General features: G+C 72.1%; 14 protein-coding genes. 3 read left to right on the top strand and 11 right to left on the bottom strand.

What is annotated here, in order from left to right:
- Positions 1 to 129 precede the first annotated feature (129 nt).
- On the top strand, positions 130 to 5,955 hold the full coding sequence (locus AB0I41_RS14355; RefSeq protein WP_357106482.1) for a ThuA domain-containing protein: 5,826 nt from the start codon (positions 130 to 132) through the stop codon (positions 5,953 to 5,955).
- A gap of 82 nt (positions 5,956 to 6,037) precedes the next feature.
- A complete protein-coding gene (locus tag AB0I41_RS14350; protein ID WP_357106479.1) occupies positions 6,038 to 6,583 on the top strand; it encodes a hypothetical protein in 546 nt (181 codons plus the stop codon).
- Positions 6,584 to 6,668: 85 nt separating this feature from the next.
- Here AB0I41_RS14350 and AB0I41_RS14345 read toward each other — a convergent pair whose 3' ends face one another.
- Genes AB0I41_RS14345 through AB0I41_RS14335 form a run of 3 tightly spaced genes read right to left on the bottom strand, consistent with a single transcriptional unit; the run spans position 6,669 to position 10,010 of the window.
- Positions 6,669 to 7,631, bottom strand: coding sequence for an aldo/keto reductase (locus AB0I41_RS14345; RefSeq protein WP_357106477.1), 963 nt, complete (start codon positions 7,629 to 7,631; stop codon positions 6,669 to 6,671).
- Positions 7,632 to 7,683: 52 nt separating this feature from the next.
- Complete coding sequence (locus AB0I41_RS14340) at positions 7,684 to 9,363, bottom strand: ATP-binding cassette domain-containing protein (protein WP_357106474.1); 1,680 nt, start codon at positions 9,361 to 9,363, stop codon at positions 7,684 to 7,686.
- A 41-nt stretch (positions 9,364 to 9,404) separates the two neighbouring features.
- Positions 9,405 to 10,010, bottom strand: a complete 606-nt coding sequence (locus AB0I41_RS14335; protein WP_357106554.1) for a methyltransferase — start codon at positions 10,008 to 10,010, stop codon at positions 9,405 to 9,407.
- 128 nt (positions 10,011 to 10,138) lie between these two features.
- On the opposite strand from AB0I41_RS14335, the gene AB0I41_RS14330 reads away from it, so the two are divergent.
- A complete protein-coding gene (locus tag AB0I41_RS14330) occupies positions 10,139 to 11,218 on the top strand; it encodes a hypothetical protein (protein WP_357106472.1) in 1,080 nt (359 codons plus the stop codon).
- 98 nt (positions 11,219 to 11,316) lie between these two features.
- Here the strand turns inward: AB0I41_RS14330 and truA are convergent, their stop codons facing one another.
- The 8 genes from truA to infA all read right to left on the bottom strand — a co-directional run bounded on the left by truA (position 11,317) and on the right by infA (position 16,144).
- Entirely contained in the window at positions 11,317 to 12,147 is an 831-nt protein-coding gene (gene truA, locus AB0I41_RS14325; protein WP_357106470.1) for a tRNA pseudouridine(38-40) synthase TruA, read from the bottom strand.
- Positions 12,148 to 12,221: 74 nt separating this feature from the next.
- Complete coding sequence (gene rplQ / locus AB0I41_RS14320) at positions 12,222 to 12,785, bottom strand: 50S ribosomal protein L17 (protein WP_357106466.1); 564 nt, start codon at positions 12,783 to 12,785, stop codon at positions 12,222 to 12,224.
- 34 nt (positions 12,786 to 12,819) lie between these two features.
- Positions 12,820 to 13,842 (bottom strand): DNA-directed RNA polymerase subunit alpha, encoded by a 1,023-nt coding sequence (locus tag AB0I41_RS14315; RefSeq protein ID WP_007073009.1) that lies wholly within the window; start codon positions 13,840 to 13,842, stop codon positions 12,820 to 12,822.
- A 96-nt stretch (positions 13,843 to 13,938) separates the two neighbouring features.
- Complete coding sequence (gene rpsD, locus AB0I41_RS14310) at positions 13,939 to 14,565, bottom strand: 30S ribosomal protein S4 (protein WP_357106463.1); 627 nt, start codon at positions 14,563 to 14,565, stop codon at positions 13,939 to 13,941.
- A 13-nt stretch (positions 14,566 to 14,578) separates the two neighbouring features.
- Positions 14,579 to 14,986, bottom strand: coding sequence for a 30S ribosomal protein S11 (rpsK, locus tag AB0I41_RS14305; protein WP_076466649.1), 408 nt, complete (start codon positions 14,984 to 14,986; stop codon positions 14,579 to 14,581).
- Positions 14,987 to 15,073: 87 nt separating this feature from the next.
- Positions 15,074 to 15,454, bottom strand: coding sequence for a 30S ribosomal protein S13 (gene rpsM / locus AB0I41_RS14300; protein WP_130340099.1), 381 nt, complete (start codon positions 15,452 to 15,454; stop codon positions 15,074 to 15,076).
- A gap of 261 nt (positions 15,455 to 15,715) precedes the next feature.
- On the bottom strand, positions 15,716 to 15,829 hold the full coding sequence (gene rpmJ / locus AB0I41_RS14295) for a 50S ribosomal protein L36 (RefSeq protein ID WP_012184307.1): 114 nt from the start codon (positions 15,827 to 15,829) through the stop codon (positions 15,716 to 15,718).
- Positions 15,830 to 15,922: 93 nt separating this feature from the next.
- Complete coding sequence (gene infA, locus AB0I41_RS14290; protein WP_007073013.1) at positions 15,923 to 16,144, bottom strand: translation initiation factor IF-1; 222 nt, start codon at positions 16,142 to 16,144, stop codon at positions 15,923 to 15,925.
- Positions 16,145 to 16,206 lie beyond the last annotated feature (62 nt).

The raw sequence follows: 16,206 nt of genomic DNA, 5'->3' as shown, positions 1-16,206 counted from the left end.
CCTCGGCGGGCCCCGCACCGATCCCACCGGCGCAGGCCTCGGCGTGGCCCGCACCGGCCAGACCGGGGACGGACTGCGGCGAGCCGTCCCCATGCACACCGCTGTCCAGCTCGGACAAAGGAGCATGGAGTGTCCTCATTCCGTCCACGCCGCTCGTTCCGCGGCCCACTCGTCGCTGCCCTCTCCACCCTGACCCTTCTCGCCGGCACCCTGGTCGGCGCCCCCGCCGCGCAGGCCGGCCCCGCCGCCGTCCGGCCCGCCGCCCAGGCGCAGCCGGCAGCGGCCCCCGCCGTCGCGGCGGACCCGTTCGCGGTGCTGGTCTTCTCCAAGACCGCCGGTTTCCGGCACGACTCCATCCCGGCCGGCCTCGCCGCCATCCGGAAGCTCGGTGCCGACAACGGGTTCACCGTCGACGCGACCGAGGACGGCGCCACCTTCACCGACACCAACCTGGCGAAGTACCGGGCGGTGATCTGGCTCTCCACCACCGGCGACGTCCTCGACCCCGACCAGCAGGCGGCGTTCGAGCGCTACATCAGGGCCGGCGGCGGTTACGTCGGCATCCACGCCGCCTCGGACACCGAGTACAGCTGGTCCTGGTACGGCGACCTGGTCGGCGCGTACTTCGCCGGCCACCCGGCCAACCAGCAGGCGACCGTCAAGGTGGAGGACCACGCGCACCCGTCCACCGCCACGCTGCCGGACCGCTGGTCCCGGTTCGACGAGTGGTACAACTTCCAGTCCAACCCGCGCGGCGACGTCCACGTGCTGGCCAGCCTGGACGAGACGAGCTACGCCCCCGGCGCCGGCGCGATGGGCGCCGACCACCCGACCGCCTGGTGCCAGGATTTCGACGGCGGCCGGGCCTGGTACACCGGCGGCGGCCACACACAGGAGTCGTACGCCGAGCCGGAGTTCCTCACCCACCTGCTCGGCGGCATCCGGACCGCGGCCGGGGTCGAGAGGGCCGACTGCGGCGCCTCGAAGACGTCGAGCTTCGAGAAGGTGACCCTGGACAGCAACACCAACAATCCGATGGAACTGGACGTCGCCCCCGACGGCCGGGTCTTCTACGTCGAGCGCGACGGCCGGGTGCAGATCGTCAAGCCGGACACCGGCAACACGGTCACCGCGCTCCGGCTGAGCGTCTTCACCGGCAACGAGGACGGTCTGATCGGTCTCCGGCTCGACCCGGACTTCGCCGACAACGGCTGGGTCTACCTCTACCACGCCCCGAACGACGGCGTGGCGCGCAACCTGGTGTCCCGGTTCACCGTCACCGGGGACACCATCGACCCGGCCAGCCGCAAGGACGTCCTGCGGGTCGACACCCAGCGCAACACCTGCTGCCACGCCGGCGGCAGCATGGTCTTCGACCGGGCCGGCAACCTGTACCTGGCCACCGGTGACAACACCAACCCGTTCGAGTCGGACGCGTTCACCCCGATCGACGAGCGTCCCGGCCGGCAGGACTACGACGCCCAGCGCACCTCCGGCAACACCAACGACCTGCGCGGCAAGGTGCTCCGAATCCACCCGGAGGACGACGGGACGTACACCGTGCCGGCCGGGAACCTCTTCGCGCCGGGCACCGCGAAGACCCGTCCGGAGATCTACGCGATGGGCTTCCGCAACCCGTTCCGGATCGGCATCGACCCGGCCACCGACACGGTCTACGTCGCCGACTACGGGCCGGACGCGGGCGCGGCCAACCCGAACCGGGGGCCCGAGGGCACGGTCGAGTGGAACATCGTCGACCGGCCGGGCAACTACGGCTGGCCGTACTGCACCGGGGCGAACTACGCCTACAACGACTACCAGTTCCCGTCCGGGCCGAGCGGCGCGAAGTTCGACTGCGCCGCGCCGGTGAACGACTCCCCCAACAACACCGGCCTGACCAACCTGCCCCCGGCGATCCCGGCCACCGTCGACTACGACTACAGCGGCAACCCGCGCTTCCCGGAGATCGGCGGCGGCGGCGCCCCGATGGGCGGCCCGGTCTACCGCTACGACGCCGACAACCCGTCGAAGCGCAAGTGGCCGGCCTACTACGACGGCAAGGCGCTGTTCGGCGAGTGGAACCAGTCGAAGATGTACACGATGCAGGTCGGCGCGACCGGGCGGACACTGGTCGACATCAACCAGCTGCTGACCGGGATGACCTTCATCCGCCCGATGGACTTCGAGTTCGGGTCCGACGGCGCGCTCTACCTGATCGAGTGGGGCAGCGGCTTCGGCGGCAACAACGACAACTCCGGGGTCTACCGGATCGACTACGTCGCCGGTGACCGGGCCCCGATCGCCCAGGCCAGCGCCGAGCCCACCTCCGGGCCCGCGCCGCTGGCCGTCAGGTTCTCCAGCGCCGGCTCCCGCGACCCGGACGGCGGCACGCTCACGTACGCCTGGGCGTTCGGCGACGGGCAGAGCTCCACCGAGGCGAACCCGACGCACACCTACACCACCGCCGGCAACTACACCGCGCAGCTCACCGTCACCAGCCCCAACGGCCGCACCGCGGTGGCGAACGTGCCGGTCACGGCCGGCAACACCGCCCCGACGGTGACCATCGAGTTCCCCCCGAACGGTGGCTTCTTCAACTGGGGCGACCAGGTCCGCTACACGGTCAAGGTGACCGACCCGGAGGACGGCGCCGTCGACTGCGACCGGGTGAAGCTCCAGGTGCTGCTCGGCCACGACGAGCACGCCCACCCGCTGGAGCAGCACACCGGCTGCTCGGGCACCGTGCAGACCTCGCTGGCCTCCGGGCACGGCGCCGAGGCGAACGTCTTCGCCGTCTTCGAGGCGACCTACACCGACAACGGCGGCACCGGCGGGGCGGGCCCGCTCACCGGCCGGGCGATCGAACAGTTGCAGCCCAAGCGGAAGCAGGCCGAGTACTACACCGCCACCGGCCGGGCTCCCGGCAGCACCGGCGGCGGTGACCCGGGCGTGCAGAAGGAGACCACCGGCGACTCGGCCGGCGGCGGCCAGAACATCGGCTTCATCGAGGACGGCGACTGGTGGTCGCTGGCCCCGGCCAGCCTGACCGGGGTCGACTCGATCCGGTTCCGGGTCGCCTCGGCCACCCAGGGCGGGCGGATCGAGGTCCGGACCGGGGCCGTCGACGGCCCGCTGGTCGCGTCCGTCAACGTGCCGGGCACCGGCGGCTGGCAGCAGTACGTCGACGTGACCGCCCCGGTCACCGGCCCCGCCCAGGGGACGCTGTACTTCGTCGCCCGGCACCCCACCGGCGGCGCCGGCTCGGTGTTCAACGTCAACTGGATGGACTTCCTCGGCCGGGGCGTGACGGAGAACGCACCGCCGCAGGTCACGGCCAAGGCCACCCCGGCCACCGGCACCGCGCCGGTCACCGTCGCCTTCGACGGCACGGCCACCGACGCCGAGGGCGACACCCCCCTGACGTACGCCTGGGACTTCGGCGACGGCGGGACGGCGACCACCCTGAACGCCACCCACACCTACACGGTGCCGGGTACCTTCACCGCCACCCTGACGGTGACCGACAAGCGGGGCGCCAAGTCGTACGCGAACGTCCCGGTCCGGGTGGACGCGCCGAACACGTCCTGCTTCGGGGCACGCTCGGACGACTTCCTCGGCACCAGCCTGGACAAGACCCGCTGGACGGTGGTCCGGGAGAACCAGCTCTACTCGGTCTCCGGCGGTGCGCTGCGGCTGCCCACCTCGTCCGGTGACCTCTACGGCGGTCGCAACGACGCCACCAACCTGGTCCTCCAGCCCGCACCCAGCGGCGCCTGGCAGGCCACCACGAAGATCACCCTGCCCACCACGGCCGACTACCAGCAGGCCGGCCTGCTGCTCTACGGCGACGACGACAACTACGCCAAGCTGGACCTGCTGCACGCCGGCAGCCGCCGGGTGGAGTTCATCCGGGAGACCGCCGGCACCCCGCGAAACGAGGCGGCCGACAGCGCCGCCGCACCGGCCGGTGACTCCGTTCACCTCCGGCTGACCAGTGACGGGACGAACCTGACGGCGGCATTCTCCGCCGACGGGACGACCTTCACCCCGGTCGGCCGGGCCGCCGCGCTCGCCGGCATCACCAACCCGCGGGTCGGGCTGTACGCCGTCAACGGCGGTACCACCGCCCCGGTGGTGGACGCGGCCTTCGACTGGTTCCAGCTCTCCCCGGACGCGCCGGCCGGCCCGGTCGACCCGTCCGACGAGTTCACCGGCGCCACGCTGGACAAGTGCCGGTGGAACGCGGTGTTGCGGGAGGACCCGGCGGCCTACCGGGTGACCGGTGGCGCGCTGCGGATCGACGTGCCGAAGGGTGACATCTACGGCACCAACAACACCGGGCCGACGAACTTCATCCTCCAGACCGCGCCCGCGGGCGACTGGACCCTGGAGACGAAGGTCGACGGCAGCCTGCTGAGCGAGCAGTACCAGCAGGCCGGCCTGATCGTCCACGCCGACGACGACAACTACCTCAAGTTCGACTTCATCGTGGACAACCAGCCCGGTCAGCCGGTGGCCCGGCGGATCGAGTTCCGCAGCGAGGTCGGCGGGGTGGTGCAGAACCCGCAGCCCCAGGTGAGCAACCTCACCGGGGCGGTGTGGTACCTGCGACTGGCCCGCGCCGGGAACACCTTCACCGCGTCGTACTCGGCCGACGGGCAGGACTGGACGACGCTGCCGGCCTTGACCAGCACCGCCGTCGGGGCCACCCCGAAGGTGGGTCTGTTCACCCTCGGGGCGAACGCGACGGCCTCGAAGACCGCCTCGTTCGACTACTTCCGGCTCGGCACCGGGCCGGTCGACACGACCGCGCCGGTGACCACCGCCACGGTCTCCGGCACCCCGACCGAGGGCTGGCACACCGGGCCGGTCACCGTCATGCTGGCCGCGGTCGACGAGGCCGACGGCAGTGGGGTGGCGCGCACCGAGTACCAGCTCGACGGGGCCACCGGCTGGACCACGTACGGCGGCCCGGTCCAGGTCACCGGGGACGGGGCGCACGAGCTGCGGTTCCGCTCCACCGACGAGGCCGGCAACGTGGAGGCGACGAGGAAGGTCACCGTGAAGATCGACGCCACCGCGCCGGTCAGCTCGGCGGCGTTCGCCCCGGCGAACGACGACGGCTGGCACGCCGGGACGGTCCCGGTGGTGCTCACCTCCACCGACGCCGGTTCCGGGGTGAAGCTGCTGGAGTGGTCGCTGGACGGGGGCGCCTGGACGGCGTACACCGCGCCGGTCGAGGTGACCGGGGACGGCGCGCACGAGCTGCTCTACCGGGCCACCGACGCCGCCGGCAACGTCGAGACGCTGAAGTCGGCGGTGGTACGGATCGACGGCACGAAGCCGACGCTCCTGGTGTCCGGGATCGCCGACGGCCAGCTCTACGGCGACAGCCAGGACGTCCGGATGTCCTGGCAGGCGGTCGATCCGACCTCCGGCATCAAGACGACGACCGGTGTGCTGGACGGCCGGTCGTACGCCAACAACACCCTGCAGGCCATGTACGAGCTGCCGCTCGGCCTGCACGAGCTGACCGTGACCGCGACCGACCGGGCGGGCAACGCCACCACCTCGACGGTCCGGTTCTTCGTCACCACCTCGTTCCGGGACATGCAGAACCTGCTGGACCGGTTCAAGGCGACCGGGCGGCTCTCGACCAAGGCCCACCAGCAGCTGTCAAGCAAGCTGGGCGCGGCCCGGACCGCCGAGGCGGCCGGCAACGACGCGACGGCGGTCAAGCTGCTGACCGAGTTCCGGACGCTGGTCGCCAAGCCCGGTCTGATCGGTGAGGCGGAGATCCGGGACGTACTGACCCGGGACGCCGACGCCATGATCGTCCGGCTCGGTGGCGAGGCCACCCGGGCGGGCGTGACGGCGAACGACGGAAGGCCGGTCCAGGGCGCCGGCCGGCTCGCTGACGATCCCACCCGGATCGCCCGGGGCCGTTCGCTGTAGCGGAAGCGGGGTCCGTTCCCGTCGTCGACCGTGACGGCGGGAACGGGCCCCATCCACACCGACCCGAGTGGAGCCGACCTCGATGCGTACCTGGAGAATCCTCGCCGCCGCACTGACCACGGCGTGCCTGGTGGCACTGCCCACGGCCCCGGCGGCGGCGCACAGCGGAAAACTCAGGCTGGCGGTGGCCGGCGACGGGGCCGGCGGGGTCACCGTGCAGGCCACCTGGGCCGACGGCCACCAGCTGGACCAGCCGGTACGGCTCACCGTCACCGCCAGCGGGGACGCCGGCCGCACGGCCGGGCCACTGCAACTCGAACCAGCCGCGGAGGGGCGCGGCTTCTACACCAGCGGCCCGCTGCTCTCCCCCGGCCGCTGGCAGGTGACGGTCAGCGCGCCGGCACCGTACCGCGCCACGGCGACCGTTCAGGTGCAGGCCCGCGCCGCGCAGTCACCGCCCCCGCCGCCCACCGCCCGACCCGCCGCCGCGGCGGCCGGGGCCGCGGCCGGGCGGACGGAACAGCGGGAGGCCGGGTGGTGGCCGGTCGCGGCCGGTGGGCTCGTCGCCGCCGCGCTGGTGGCGGCGGTGCCGTTGCTACTCGTCCGACGCCGCCGGTCGGCCGCGTGACCGTCACCACCGGCGGACGGCCCGCCGGAGCGGGGTGACACCAGCGGGCACTCGTCGTGGCGACGGGTGCCCGCTGGCGGACGTGTCAGAGAATGGCGTCGAGGGCGTCCAGGTCCTCGTCGGTGGGCTGCCAGGTGCCGGCCGCGGCGTTGTCGCGTACCTGCTCGGGGGTGGTGGCGCCGGCGATCACCGAGGTCACCGCCGGACGGGCGGCCAGCCCGCCGATCGCCACCTGGAGCATCGACAGGCCCCGCTCGGTGGCGTACGCCTCGATGGCCTCGATGGTGTCCCAGTCCGCGGCGGCGAGGCGCTGCGCGTACCGGCCGCCGCCGGAGAGCCGGCTGCCGGCGGGCGGTGCCTCGTTCCGCTTGTACTTGCCGGTGAGCAGGCCGTTGGCGAGCGGGAAGAACGGCAGCAGGCCCAGGCCGAACCGCTCGCAGGCAGGCACGACCTCGGTCTCGACGGAGCGTTCCAGCAGCGAGTAGTGGTTCTGCGCGCTGATGAACCGGGCCCGCCCGCTGGACGAGGCGACCCAGTCGGCGTCGGCGATCTGCCAGCCGGCGAAGTTGGAGTTGCCGAGGTAGCGCACCTTGCCGGCGTGCACCAGGTCGTCCAGGGCGGCCAGCGTCTCGTCGATCGGCGTGCCCGGGTCGGGCTCGTGCATCTGGTACAGGTCGATGTGGTCGGTGCCGAGCCGGCGCAGCGACGCCTCCACCGCCCGGGCGAGGTAGCGGCGGGCGCCCCGGGCGCCGAGGTCGGGCCCGTTCATGCCGTGCATGTCCATGCCGAACTTGGTGGCCACCACCACGTCGTCCCGGCGCCCCTTGAGCGCCTGGCCGAGCAGTTCCTCGGAGCCACCCTGCGGCTCGCCGTAGATGTCGGCGGTGTCGAAGAAGTTGATCCCGGCGTCGAGCGCGGCGTCGACCACCGCCCGGGTGCCGTCGAGGTCGAGCTTGCGGCCGAAGTTGTTGCAGCCGATGCCGACCACGGACACCACGAGCCCGGAGTCGCCCAACCGGCGGTAGGTCATCTCAGTCACGAGATCCACTCTATGCCCGCCCCGGGACCGCCGGCCGCGGGACCGCAGGCCCGGGGACGGGTCAGCGCACGTCCCACACCGGTTCCGGGGTCTCCACCACCTCGCCGTCGCCGCCGAACAGCACGAACCGGTCGAAGGAGCGGGTGAACCAGCGGTCGTGGGTGACCGCCACCACCGTCCCCTCGAAGGCGGCCAGCCCCGCCTCCAGCGCCTCGGCGGAGGCGAGGTCGAGGTTGTCGGTCGGCTCGTCGAGCAGCAGCAGGGTCGCCCCGGACAGCTCCAGCAGCAGCACCAGGAAGCGCGCCTGCTGCCCGCCGGAGAGCGTGCCGAAGCGCTGGTCGCCCTGCGCGGCCAGCTCGTACCGGCTGAGCGCCGCCATCGCGGCGTGCCGGTCCATCCCGGCCCGGTGCTCGTCGCCCCGCCAGAGGACCTCGACCAGGGTCTTCTCCACCAGTTCCGGCCGGTCGTGGGTCTGCGAGAAGTGGCCGGGCCGGACCCGCGCGCCGAGGCGCACCGTGCCGTCGTGGGCCACCGGGGCCAGCGCGACGCCGCCGTCGACCGGGCCGTTGGCCGGGTCCGGGTCGGTGCCGCCCCGGGCCAGCAGCCGCAGGAAGTGCGACTTGCCGGTGCCGTTGGCGCCGAGCACGGCGACCCGGTCGCCGTACCAGAGTTCCAGGTCGAAGGGGTAGGTCAGGCCGTCGAGCTCCAGCTGTTCGCAGATGACCGCGCGCTTGCCGGTCCGCCCGCCGGCCAGGCGCATCCGGATGTCCTGGTCCTTCGGGGGTACGGGCGGCGGCCCGGCCTCCTCGAACTTGCGCAGCCGGGTCTGCGCGGCCTGGTACCGCGAGGCCATCCCGGCGTTGTACGCGGCCTTCTGCTTGTACATCAGCATCAGCTCGCGCAGCTTCTGGTGTTCCTCGTCCCACCGCTTGCGCAGCTCGTCGAGGCGGTCGTGCCGGGCCACCCGCGCCTCGTGCCAGCTGGCGAAGCCGGCCGGGTGCACCCAGGCGCTGCCGCCCTCGACGGCGACCACCCGGTCGGCGGTCCGCGCCAGCAGCTCCCGGTCGTGCGAGACGTAGAGCACGGACTTGCCGGACTCGCGCAGTCGCGCCTCCAGCCAGCGCTTGCCGGGCACGTCGAGGAAGTTGTCCGGCTCGTCGAGGAGCAGCACCTCGTCGGTGCCGCGCAGCAGCAGTTCCAGGGCGAAGCGTTTCTGCTGGCCGCCGGAGAGGGTCCGCACCGGGCGGTCCCGGGCGGCGTCCCAGGGCAGGTCGAGCACGATGGTGGCGACAGTGTCGAAGAGCACCTCGGCGTCGTACCCGCCGGCCTCGCCCCAGGCGGCGAGCGCGTCCGCGTACGCCAGTTGGGCCTTGCCGGCAGCGGTGCTGTACTTGCCGCGCAGCTCGGCCGACCGCATGGCCGCCTCGGTCCCGGCGAGGCGGCGGCCGGCGTCGCGCAGCGCCGGCGGGGCGAGCGAGAGCGCCAGGTCGGCGAGCGTGCTGTCGTCCCCGATCATGCCGATGAACTGCCGCATCACGCCGAGGCCGCCGAACCGGGCGACGGCACCGGTCTTCACCGGCAGGTCGCCGGCGACCATCCGCAACAGCGTCGTCTTACCGGCGCCGTTCGGGCCGACCAGGGCGACCTTGGCGCCCTCACCGACCCGGAACGACACGTCGGCGAAGAGTTCCCGGCCGTCGGGCAGGATGTGCCCGGCCCCTGCCACGTCCACGTATCCCACGCCGGCATCCTGCCCGAGCGGCCGGGCCGAGCGACACTCGATTACCGGGTGACCCGCAGCACCCGGTAGCCCTTCTGGCTGGCGTGCCGTTCGACCTGCCAGCCCTCGTCGACCAGCCAGCGGTGCAGCGAGTCGCCGCCGAGGTGGCGGGCCACCACCAGCCAGGCGACGCCGTCGGGGGCGAGCCGGGGCAGCCAGCGGCGCAGCAGTTCGTGCAGTTCCGCCTTGCCGATCCGGATCGGCGGGTTGGACCAGATCTGGGCGAAGGTGACGTCGGCCGGCACCTCTTCCGGGGCGACCGCCCGGACGCGGTCGGCGGCGCCGACCCGGCGGGCGTTCTCGGTGGTGAGGGCGCGGGCCCGCGCGTTGACGTCGACCGCCCAGACGGTGGCCGCGGGCGCGGTGCTGGCCAGCACGCAGCTGATCGGCCCGAAGCCCGAGCCGATGTCGAGCAGCTCACCGCCGGTGGCGGCGGCCGGCAGTTCGGCCTTGCGCAGCAGGACCGCGGTGCCGGGGTCGAGCCGGTCGGCGGAGAAGACCCCGCCGGCGGAGGCCAGGGTGTAGTCGCGCCCGGCGACGGAGAACTCGACCTCCCGCGGCTGCGCCGCTGCGGTGGGTTCGGTGGTGAAGTAGTGGTCGCCGGTCACGTCCGGCATTCTCCCACCGGCCGGCAGCCCGGTCGCGGTCGCCTCGGCGCGGAGCACCCCGACGCGCCCGCGCCGGAATTTCCCTGTTATTACCCCCTAAAGGGACAATGACCCCTACTCTGGGCGACATGGTGTATCGGTACGAGTCCGATGAGGACGCCTTCGTGGGGTACCCGCGGTCCGGGTCGGACCTGCCGGAGCCCACCCCCACCCCCGGCCCGCCCGCGCCGGCCGGGCCCTCCCCGTCCCGCTTCCCCACCCCGTCGCTGCCGCGGACCATCCGGCCGGGACTTCCGGCCACCGAACCGATCCCGGCCCGCCCACCCGTCCAGATCCCGTCGCCACCCACCCTCCCCCACGGGTACGCCCCGACCGGGCCGCTGGACCCGCCCCCGTCCCGCCGGTCCGGCCGGTCCGGCTCCGGGCGCGGCGGCGGTCGGCTCTGGCAGGTGCTCGTCGGCGGCGCGGCCGTGCTGGTGCTGCTGGCGCTCTGCGGCCTCGGCGTGGCGGCCCTGCTCGCCGAGCGTTCCACGAACAACGACCAGACCGGGGCGGCACCGCCCACCACCGCCGCCCCGGTCGCCGATTCGGCCGCCGGTGAACTCGACTCCCGCGACACCGACCAGCAGCCACTGACCGCCCGGGAGGTCTTCCCCGGCAAGAAGCTGGTGGTGGCCGACGGACGACCCGCGTACGACGTGCTGAAGACGCACTCCGGCGGCAGTTGTGCGGTGGCCGCCACCGGTGAGATCGCCGACCTGCTGGTTCGGCTCGGGTGCAGCCAGGTGGTCCGGGCCACGCTGCGCTCCCCCGACGGCGACCACCTGGTCACCGCCGGCCTGTTCAACCTGACCGACAAGGCCAGCGCGCAACGCGTCCGGGACCGGATCCGGCAGCTGCTCGACGAGCGGCAGGGCCGGTTCAGCGGCCTGGCGGCCGGTGACGGCACCACGGCGGTCACCACCGCCGCGGCCCGGGTCGGCTGGCAGGTACGCGGCCACTACATCGCCTACTGCCTGGTCGTCCGCGCCGACGGCGGCGCCGTGCCGGCCGGCGACACGGCGGTCCGCGAGATCATCTACGACATGATCGAGCTCCACCTCGACAAGGGTGTGCTCGAGCGCCGGGCCGCCGGAGGCACGGCGGTCCAGCCCACCGCGAAGGCGACCGAGGACACCGGCACCCAGCGCGGCACCGACGGCGAGTGAGCCCGCCGGTCGACGGCGACGCGAGGCCCGGTCCGAGTCCTGCGGACCGGGCCTCGTCTCACGTCAGGCCGCAGTGGGCACCCGGGCCCCGTCCAGGGTCAGGATTCGGTGGGGACCCGTAGGCGGCGGGTGAGGTCGGCGCGGCGGGCGTACCCGGCCGGATCGTCCGGGTAGCCGACCGCAACCAGGGTCAACCCGTGCGCCGCCGCGACGGTCACCTCGCTGGAGCGTTCCCGCCGGCTCAGCAGGCTCGCCGGCCACTCGACCGGCCGCCGGCCGTCGCCGGCGACCAGCATCGCGCCCACCAGGCTGCGCACCATCGCCTGGCAGAACGCGTCGGCCTGCACGGTGGCGACGAGGATGCCGTCCGGGTCGCGCCGCCAGTCCAGCCGGGTCACCTCGCGCAGCGTGGTCGCGTTCTCCTTGCGCCGGCAGTACGCGGCGAAGTCGTGCTCCCCCACCAGCCCGGCCGCGGCGGCGTTCAGCGCGGCCAGGTCCAGCGGTCTCGGCCAGGCGAGGGTGTCGTGCCGGCGCAGCGGCTCCGCGCCCCACGGGGCGTCGGTCACCCGGTACTCGTAGCGGCGGAAGTTCGCCGAGAAGCGGGCGTCGAAGTCGGCGGACACCTCGCTCATCGCCCGGACCCGCACGTCGGTGGGGAGCAGCCGGGCCAGCCGGCGCAGCAGCCGGCCGTCGTGCTCCCGCCAGACGGCGGTGGGCAGGTCGAGGTGGCAGACCTGCCCGGTGGCGTGCACCCCGGCGTCGGTGCGGCCGGCCACGGTCAGCCCGGTCGCCGTGCCCGCGCCGAGGACCAGGTCCAGCGTCTCGGTCAGCACCCCGGCGACGGTGCGCCGGGTCGGCTGGGCGGCCCAGCCGGAGAAGCCGGTGCCGTCGTACGAGACATCCAGCCGCAGCCGGGTCCGCTCGTCCACCTCGTACCTCCCGTTCACGCCGTCGGGCCCGGCACCCCAGGAAGGGGTGCCGGGCCCGACGATGGTGCCTCTGCTCAGGCCTTCTTGTCGGTCTCGGCGGCCTCGTCGCTGTCCTCGCGGGCCTCGACGGTGTCACCGGACACCGACACCGGCGCCTCGGAGTCCTGGTCGACCGGGGTCGACTGGGGGGTCTCCTCGGCCGGGGCGAGAGCCTCGACCTTGTCCTGCTGCGCGGCCTTGCGGGCGGCGGTCTTCTTGTTCGCCTTCGGCTCGGCGACCTGCAGCTCCTCGACCAGCTCGATGATGGCCATCGGAGCGGCGTCACCCTTGCGCGGACCGGTCTTCACGATCCGGGTGTAGCCACCGTTGCGGTTGGCGTACCGGGGCGCGATCTGGTCGAACAGGGCGTAGACCACGTCCTTGTCCTTCACGACGCCCAGCACCCGCCGGCGCGACGCGAGGTCACCGCGCTTGGCCTTGGTGATGAGCTGCTCGGCGAGCGGACGCAGCCGCCGGGCCTTCGTCTCGGTGGTCTGGATCTTGCCGTGCTGGAACAGCGCGGTGGCCAGGTTGGCCAGCATCAGCCGCTCGTGCGCGGGGCTGCCGCCGAGGCGGGGGCCCTTGGTGGGCGTGGGCATGCTTGGTGCTCCTCAGGTGTGGCGGCAGCGCGGACTAGAGCTGCTCGGTCTCGCGGTAGTCGTCGGTGTCGTAGTCGGCCTCGCCGAAGGCGTCCACGACGTGCGCCGGGTCGAAGTTCGGAGCCGAGTCCTTCAGCCCGAGACCCATCCCGGCGAGCTTCATCTTGACCTCGTCGATCGACTTCTGACCGAAATTCCGGATGTCGAGGAGGTCGGCCTCGGTGCGCCCGATGAGCTCACCAACGGAGTTGATGCCCTCGCGCTTGAGGCAGTTGTAGGAGCGGACGGTGAGGTCCAGCTCCTCGATCGGCAGGGCCAGGTCCGCCGCGAGCTGGGCGTCCTGCGGGGACGGCCCGATGTCGATGCCCTCGGCGGTCTCGTCCAGCTCCCGGGCCAGGCCGAAGAGTTCCACCAGCGTCGACCCGGCCGAGGCCAGCGCGGTACGCGGGCCCATGGACGGCTTGGTCTCGACGTCGATGATCAGCCGGTCGAAGTCGGTCCGCTGCTCGACGCGGGTCGCCTCGACGCGGTACGTCACCTTGAGCACCGGCGAGTAGATCGAGTCGACCGGGATCCGGCCGATCTCGGCGCCGGCCTGCTTGTTCTGCGCCGCCGTGACGTAGCCCCGGCCCCGCTCGACGGTCAGCTCCATGTCGAGCCGGCCCTTGCCGTTCAGGGTGGCGAGCTTCAGGTCCGGGTTGTGCACCGAGACGCCGGCCGGGGGCTGGATGTCGCCCGCGGTCACGTCGCCCGGGCCCTGCTTGCGCAGGTACATGCTGACCGGCTCGTCGTGCTCGGAGCTGACGCAGAGCTCCTTGATGTTCATGACGAGCTCGACCACGTCCTCCTTGACCCCGGGGATCGTGGTGAACTCGTGCAGCACACCGTCGATCTTGATCGAGGTGACCGCCGCGCCCGGGATGGAGGACAGCAGCGTACGACGCAGCGAGTTGCCCAGGGTGTAGCCGAAGCCCGGCTCCAGCGGCTCGATGGTGAACCGGGACCGGGTCTCGTTGATCGACTCTTCGGAGAGAGACGGTCGCTGGCTGATGAGCATTTCTTCTCTTCTCTTCCGGGACGCCCGCTATATGACGCCCACGACACAAACTGTTCCGGTGGCCCGCCCCGGAGGACGGGCCACCGCAACGAGCCCTTACTTGGAGTAGAGCTCGACGATCAGCTGCTCCTGGACCTGGGTGTCGATCACCTGGCGGGCCGGGAGCGAGTGCACGAGGATCTTCATCTGGCTCGGGATCACCTCGAGCCAGGCCGGCACCGACCGCGAACCGGCCTGAGCCTGCGCCACCAGGAACGGGGTGAGCTGCTTGCTCTTCTCCCGCACCTCGATGATGTCGTGCTCCTTGACCCGGTACGACGGGATGTCGACCTTCTTGCCGTTCACCGTGAGGTGGCCGTGCTTGACCAGCTGACGGGCCATGTCCCGGGAACCGGCGAAGCCGGCCCGGTAGACCACGTTGTCCAGCCGCGACTCGAGGATCTGCAGGAGGACCTCACCGGTCTTGGCCTGCTTGCCCACGGCCTCCTCGTAGTAACCGCGGAACTGCTTCTCCAGCACGCCGTAGACACGACGGGCCTTCTGCTTCTCGCGGAGCTGGAGCAGGTACTCCGTCTCCTTCGTGCGGCCGCGGCCGTGCTGCCCGGGCGGGAACGGCCGGGACTCGAACGGGCACTTCGGGCCATCGCACTTGCTGCCCTTGAGGAACAGCTTCATCTTCTCCCGCCGGCAACGGCGGCAGTCAGCACCGGTGTAACGAGCCATCTCTCTCTACCTCTCAGACCCGGCGACGCTTCGGCGGACGGCATCCGTTGTGCGGCTGCGGGGTGACGTCGGAGATCTGCCCGACCTCCAGCCCGACGGCCTGCAACGAACGGATGGCGGTCTCCCGGCCGGAGCCGGGGCCCTTGACGAACACGTCGACCTTGCGCATGCCGTGATCCATCGCCCGACGAGCGGCGGCCTCGGCGGCCAGCTGCGCGGCGAACGGGGTCGACTTGCGGGAGCCCTTGAAGCCGACCTGGCCGGCGGAGGCCCAGGAGATGACCGCACCGGTCGGGTCCGTGATGGACACGATGGTGTTGTTGAAGGTGCTCTTGATGTGCGCCTGCCCGTGGGCGACGTTCTTGCGTTCCTTGCGCCGGACCTTCTTGACAGCGGCTCCGGCACGAGCCTTCGGTGGCATAAGTCTGTGCGCTCCTAGTTGACTTACCGGTTCGGGTTGGAGTCCGGCTTACCTCGGCGGACGCCGACCCGGATTCCGGTTTACGTCTTACTTCTTGCCGGGCTTCTTCTTGCCGGCGACGGTCCGCTTCGGGCCCTTCCGGGTCCGCGCGTTGGTCTTGGTCCGCTGGCCACGCACGGGCAGGCCCCGGCGGTGCCGGATGCCGGCGTAGCAGCCGATCTCGACCTTGCGGCGGATGTCAGCGGCGACCTCGCGGCGCAGGTCGCCTTCAACCTTGTAGTTGCCCTCAATGTGGTTGCGGAGCTGGACCAGCTCCTCGTCCGTGAGGTCCCGAGCGCGCTTGTCCGGCGAGATGCCGGTAGCGGCGAGCGTCTCCAGGGCGCGGGTGCGACCGACCCCGAAGATGTAGGTGAGCGCGATCTCCATCCGCTTCTCGCGGGGGAGATCCACGCCGACTAGACGTGCCATGTGCGGGCGTACTCCTCGTGGTGTTGTGGCGGAGGTCTGGACCCGTCCCACCCCGCTACCGGCCGTCCCGTCCTTCCGACGCTGTCAGCGCCGGCGACCGGGATCGGTCGTGCCCGAGCGGGCCCCGGCCTCCGACCGGGGGTCAACCACGATTGAGTACGCGCTGCGTACCGCTCGCGGCTGGAACGAGCTGGTGATGTGCTGTCTGGATCTGCGGCCCGGACCGATCCGACCGGCCGTGTCACGACCGGTAGGACTGGTTCAGCCCTGGCGCTGCTTGTGGCGCGGGTCGGTGCAGATGACCATGACCCGGCCGTGCCGGCGGATCACCCGGCACTTGTTGCAGATCCTCTTGACGCTCGGCTTGACCTTCACGGTTGCCTTACTTCCCATCTGGCCCGGTGCCGCGACGAGGCGCGACGCCGGACGTCGAAGACGGACACGGGGACGTCCCGGCCGTCGTCAGGATTACTTGTAGCGGTAGACGATGCGCCCGCGGGTCAGGTCGTACGGCGAGAGCTCGACGACGACCCGGTCCTCCGGCAGGATGCGGATGTAGTGCTGCCGCATCTTGCCGCTGATGTGAGCCAGCACCTTGTGGCCGTTCGCGAGCTCCACGCGGAACATGGCGTTCGGCAGGGGCTCGATGACCCGACCCTCGATCTCGATGGCTCCGTCTTTTTTCGGCATGTCCTCCGCTGTCCTGACGTCGGTTACTCCGGACGGCCCACAACGTCTTACACGGGCACCCG

It is taken from the genome of Micromonospora sp. NPDC050200 (assembly GCF_040656135.1).
Classification (GTDB): Bacteria; Actinomycetota; Actinomycetes; order Mycobacteriales; family Micromonosporaceae; genus Micromonospora.
This window is presented reverse-complemented; position numbering and strand designations above follow the sequence as displayed.

Coding starts and splice junctions, on each gene's coding strand:
- AB0I41_RS14350 (WP_357106479.1), top strand. CDS start 6,038: ATGCGTACCTGGAGAATCCTCGCCGCCGCACTGACCACGGCGTGCCTG.
- AB0I41_RS14330 (WP_357106472.1), top strand. CDS start 10,139: ATGGTGTATCGGTACGAGTCCGATGAGGACGCCTTCGTGGGGTACCCG.
- rplQ (WP_357106466.1), bottom strand. CDS start 12,785: ATGCCCACGCCCACCAAGGGCCCCCGCCTCGGCGGCAGCCCCGCGCAC.
- AB0I41_RS14315 (WP_007073009.1), bottom strand. CDS start 13,842: ATGCTCATCAGCCAGCGACCGTCTCTCTCCGAAGAGTCGATCAACGAG.
- rpsD (WP_357106463.1), bottom strand. CDS start 14,565: ATGGCTCGTTACACCGGTGCTGACTGCCGCCGTTGCCGGCGGGAGAAG.
- rpsK (WP_076466649.1), bottom strand. CDS start 14,986: ATGCCACCGAAGGCTCGTGCCGGAGCCGCTGTCAAGAAGGTCCGGCGC.
- rpsM (WP_130340099.1), bottom strand. CDS start 15,454: ATGGCACGTCTAGTCGGCGTGGATCTCCCCCGCGAGAAGCGGATGGAG.
- infA (WP_007073013.1), bottom strand. CDS start 16,144: ATGCCGAAAAAAGACGGAGCCATCGAGATCGAGGGTCGGGTCATCGAG.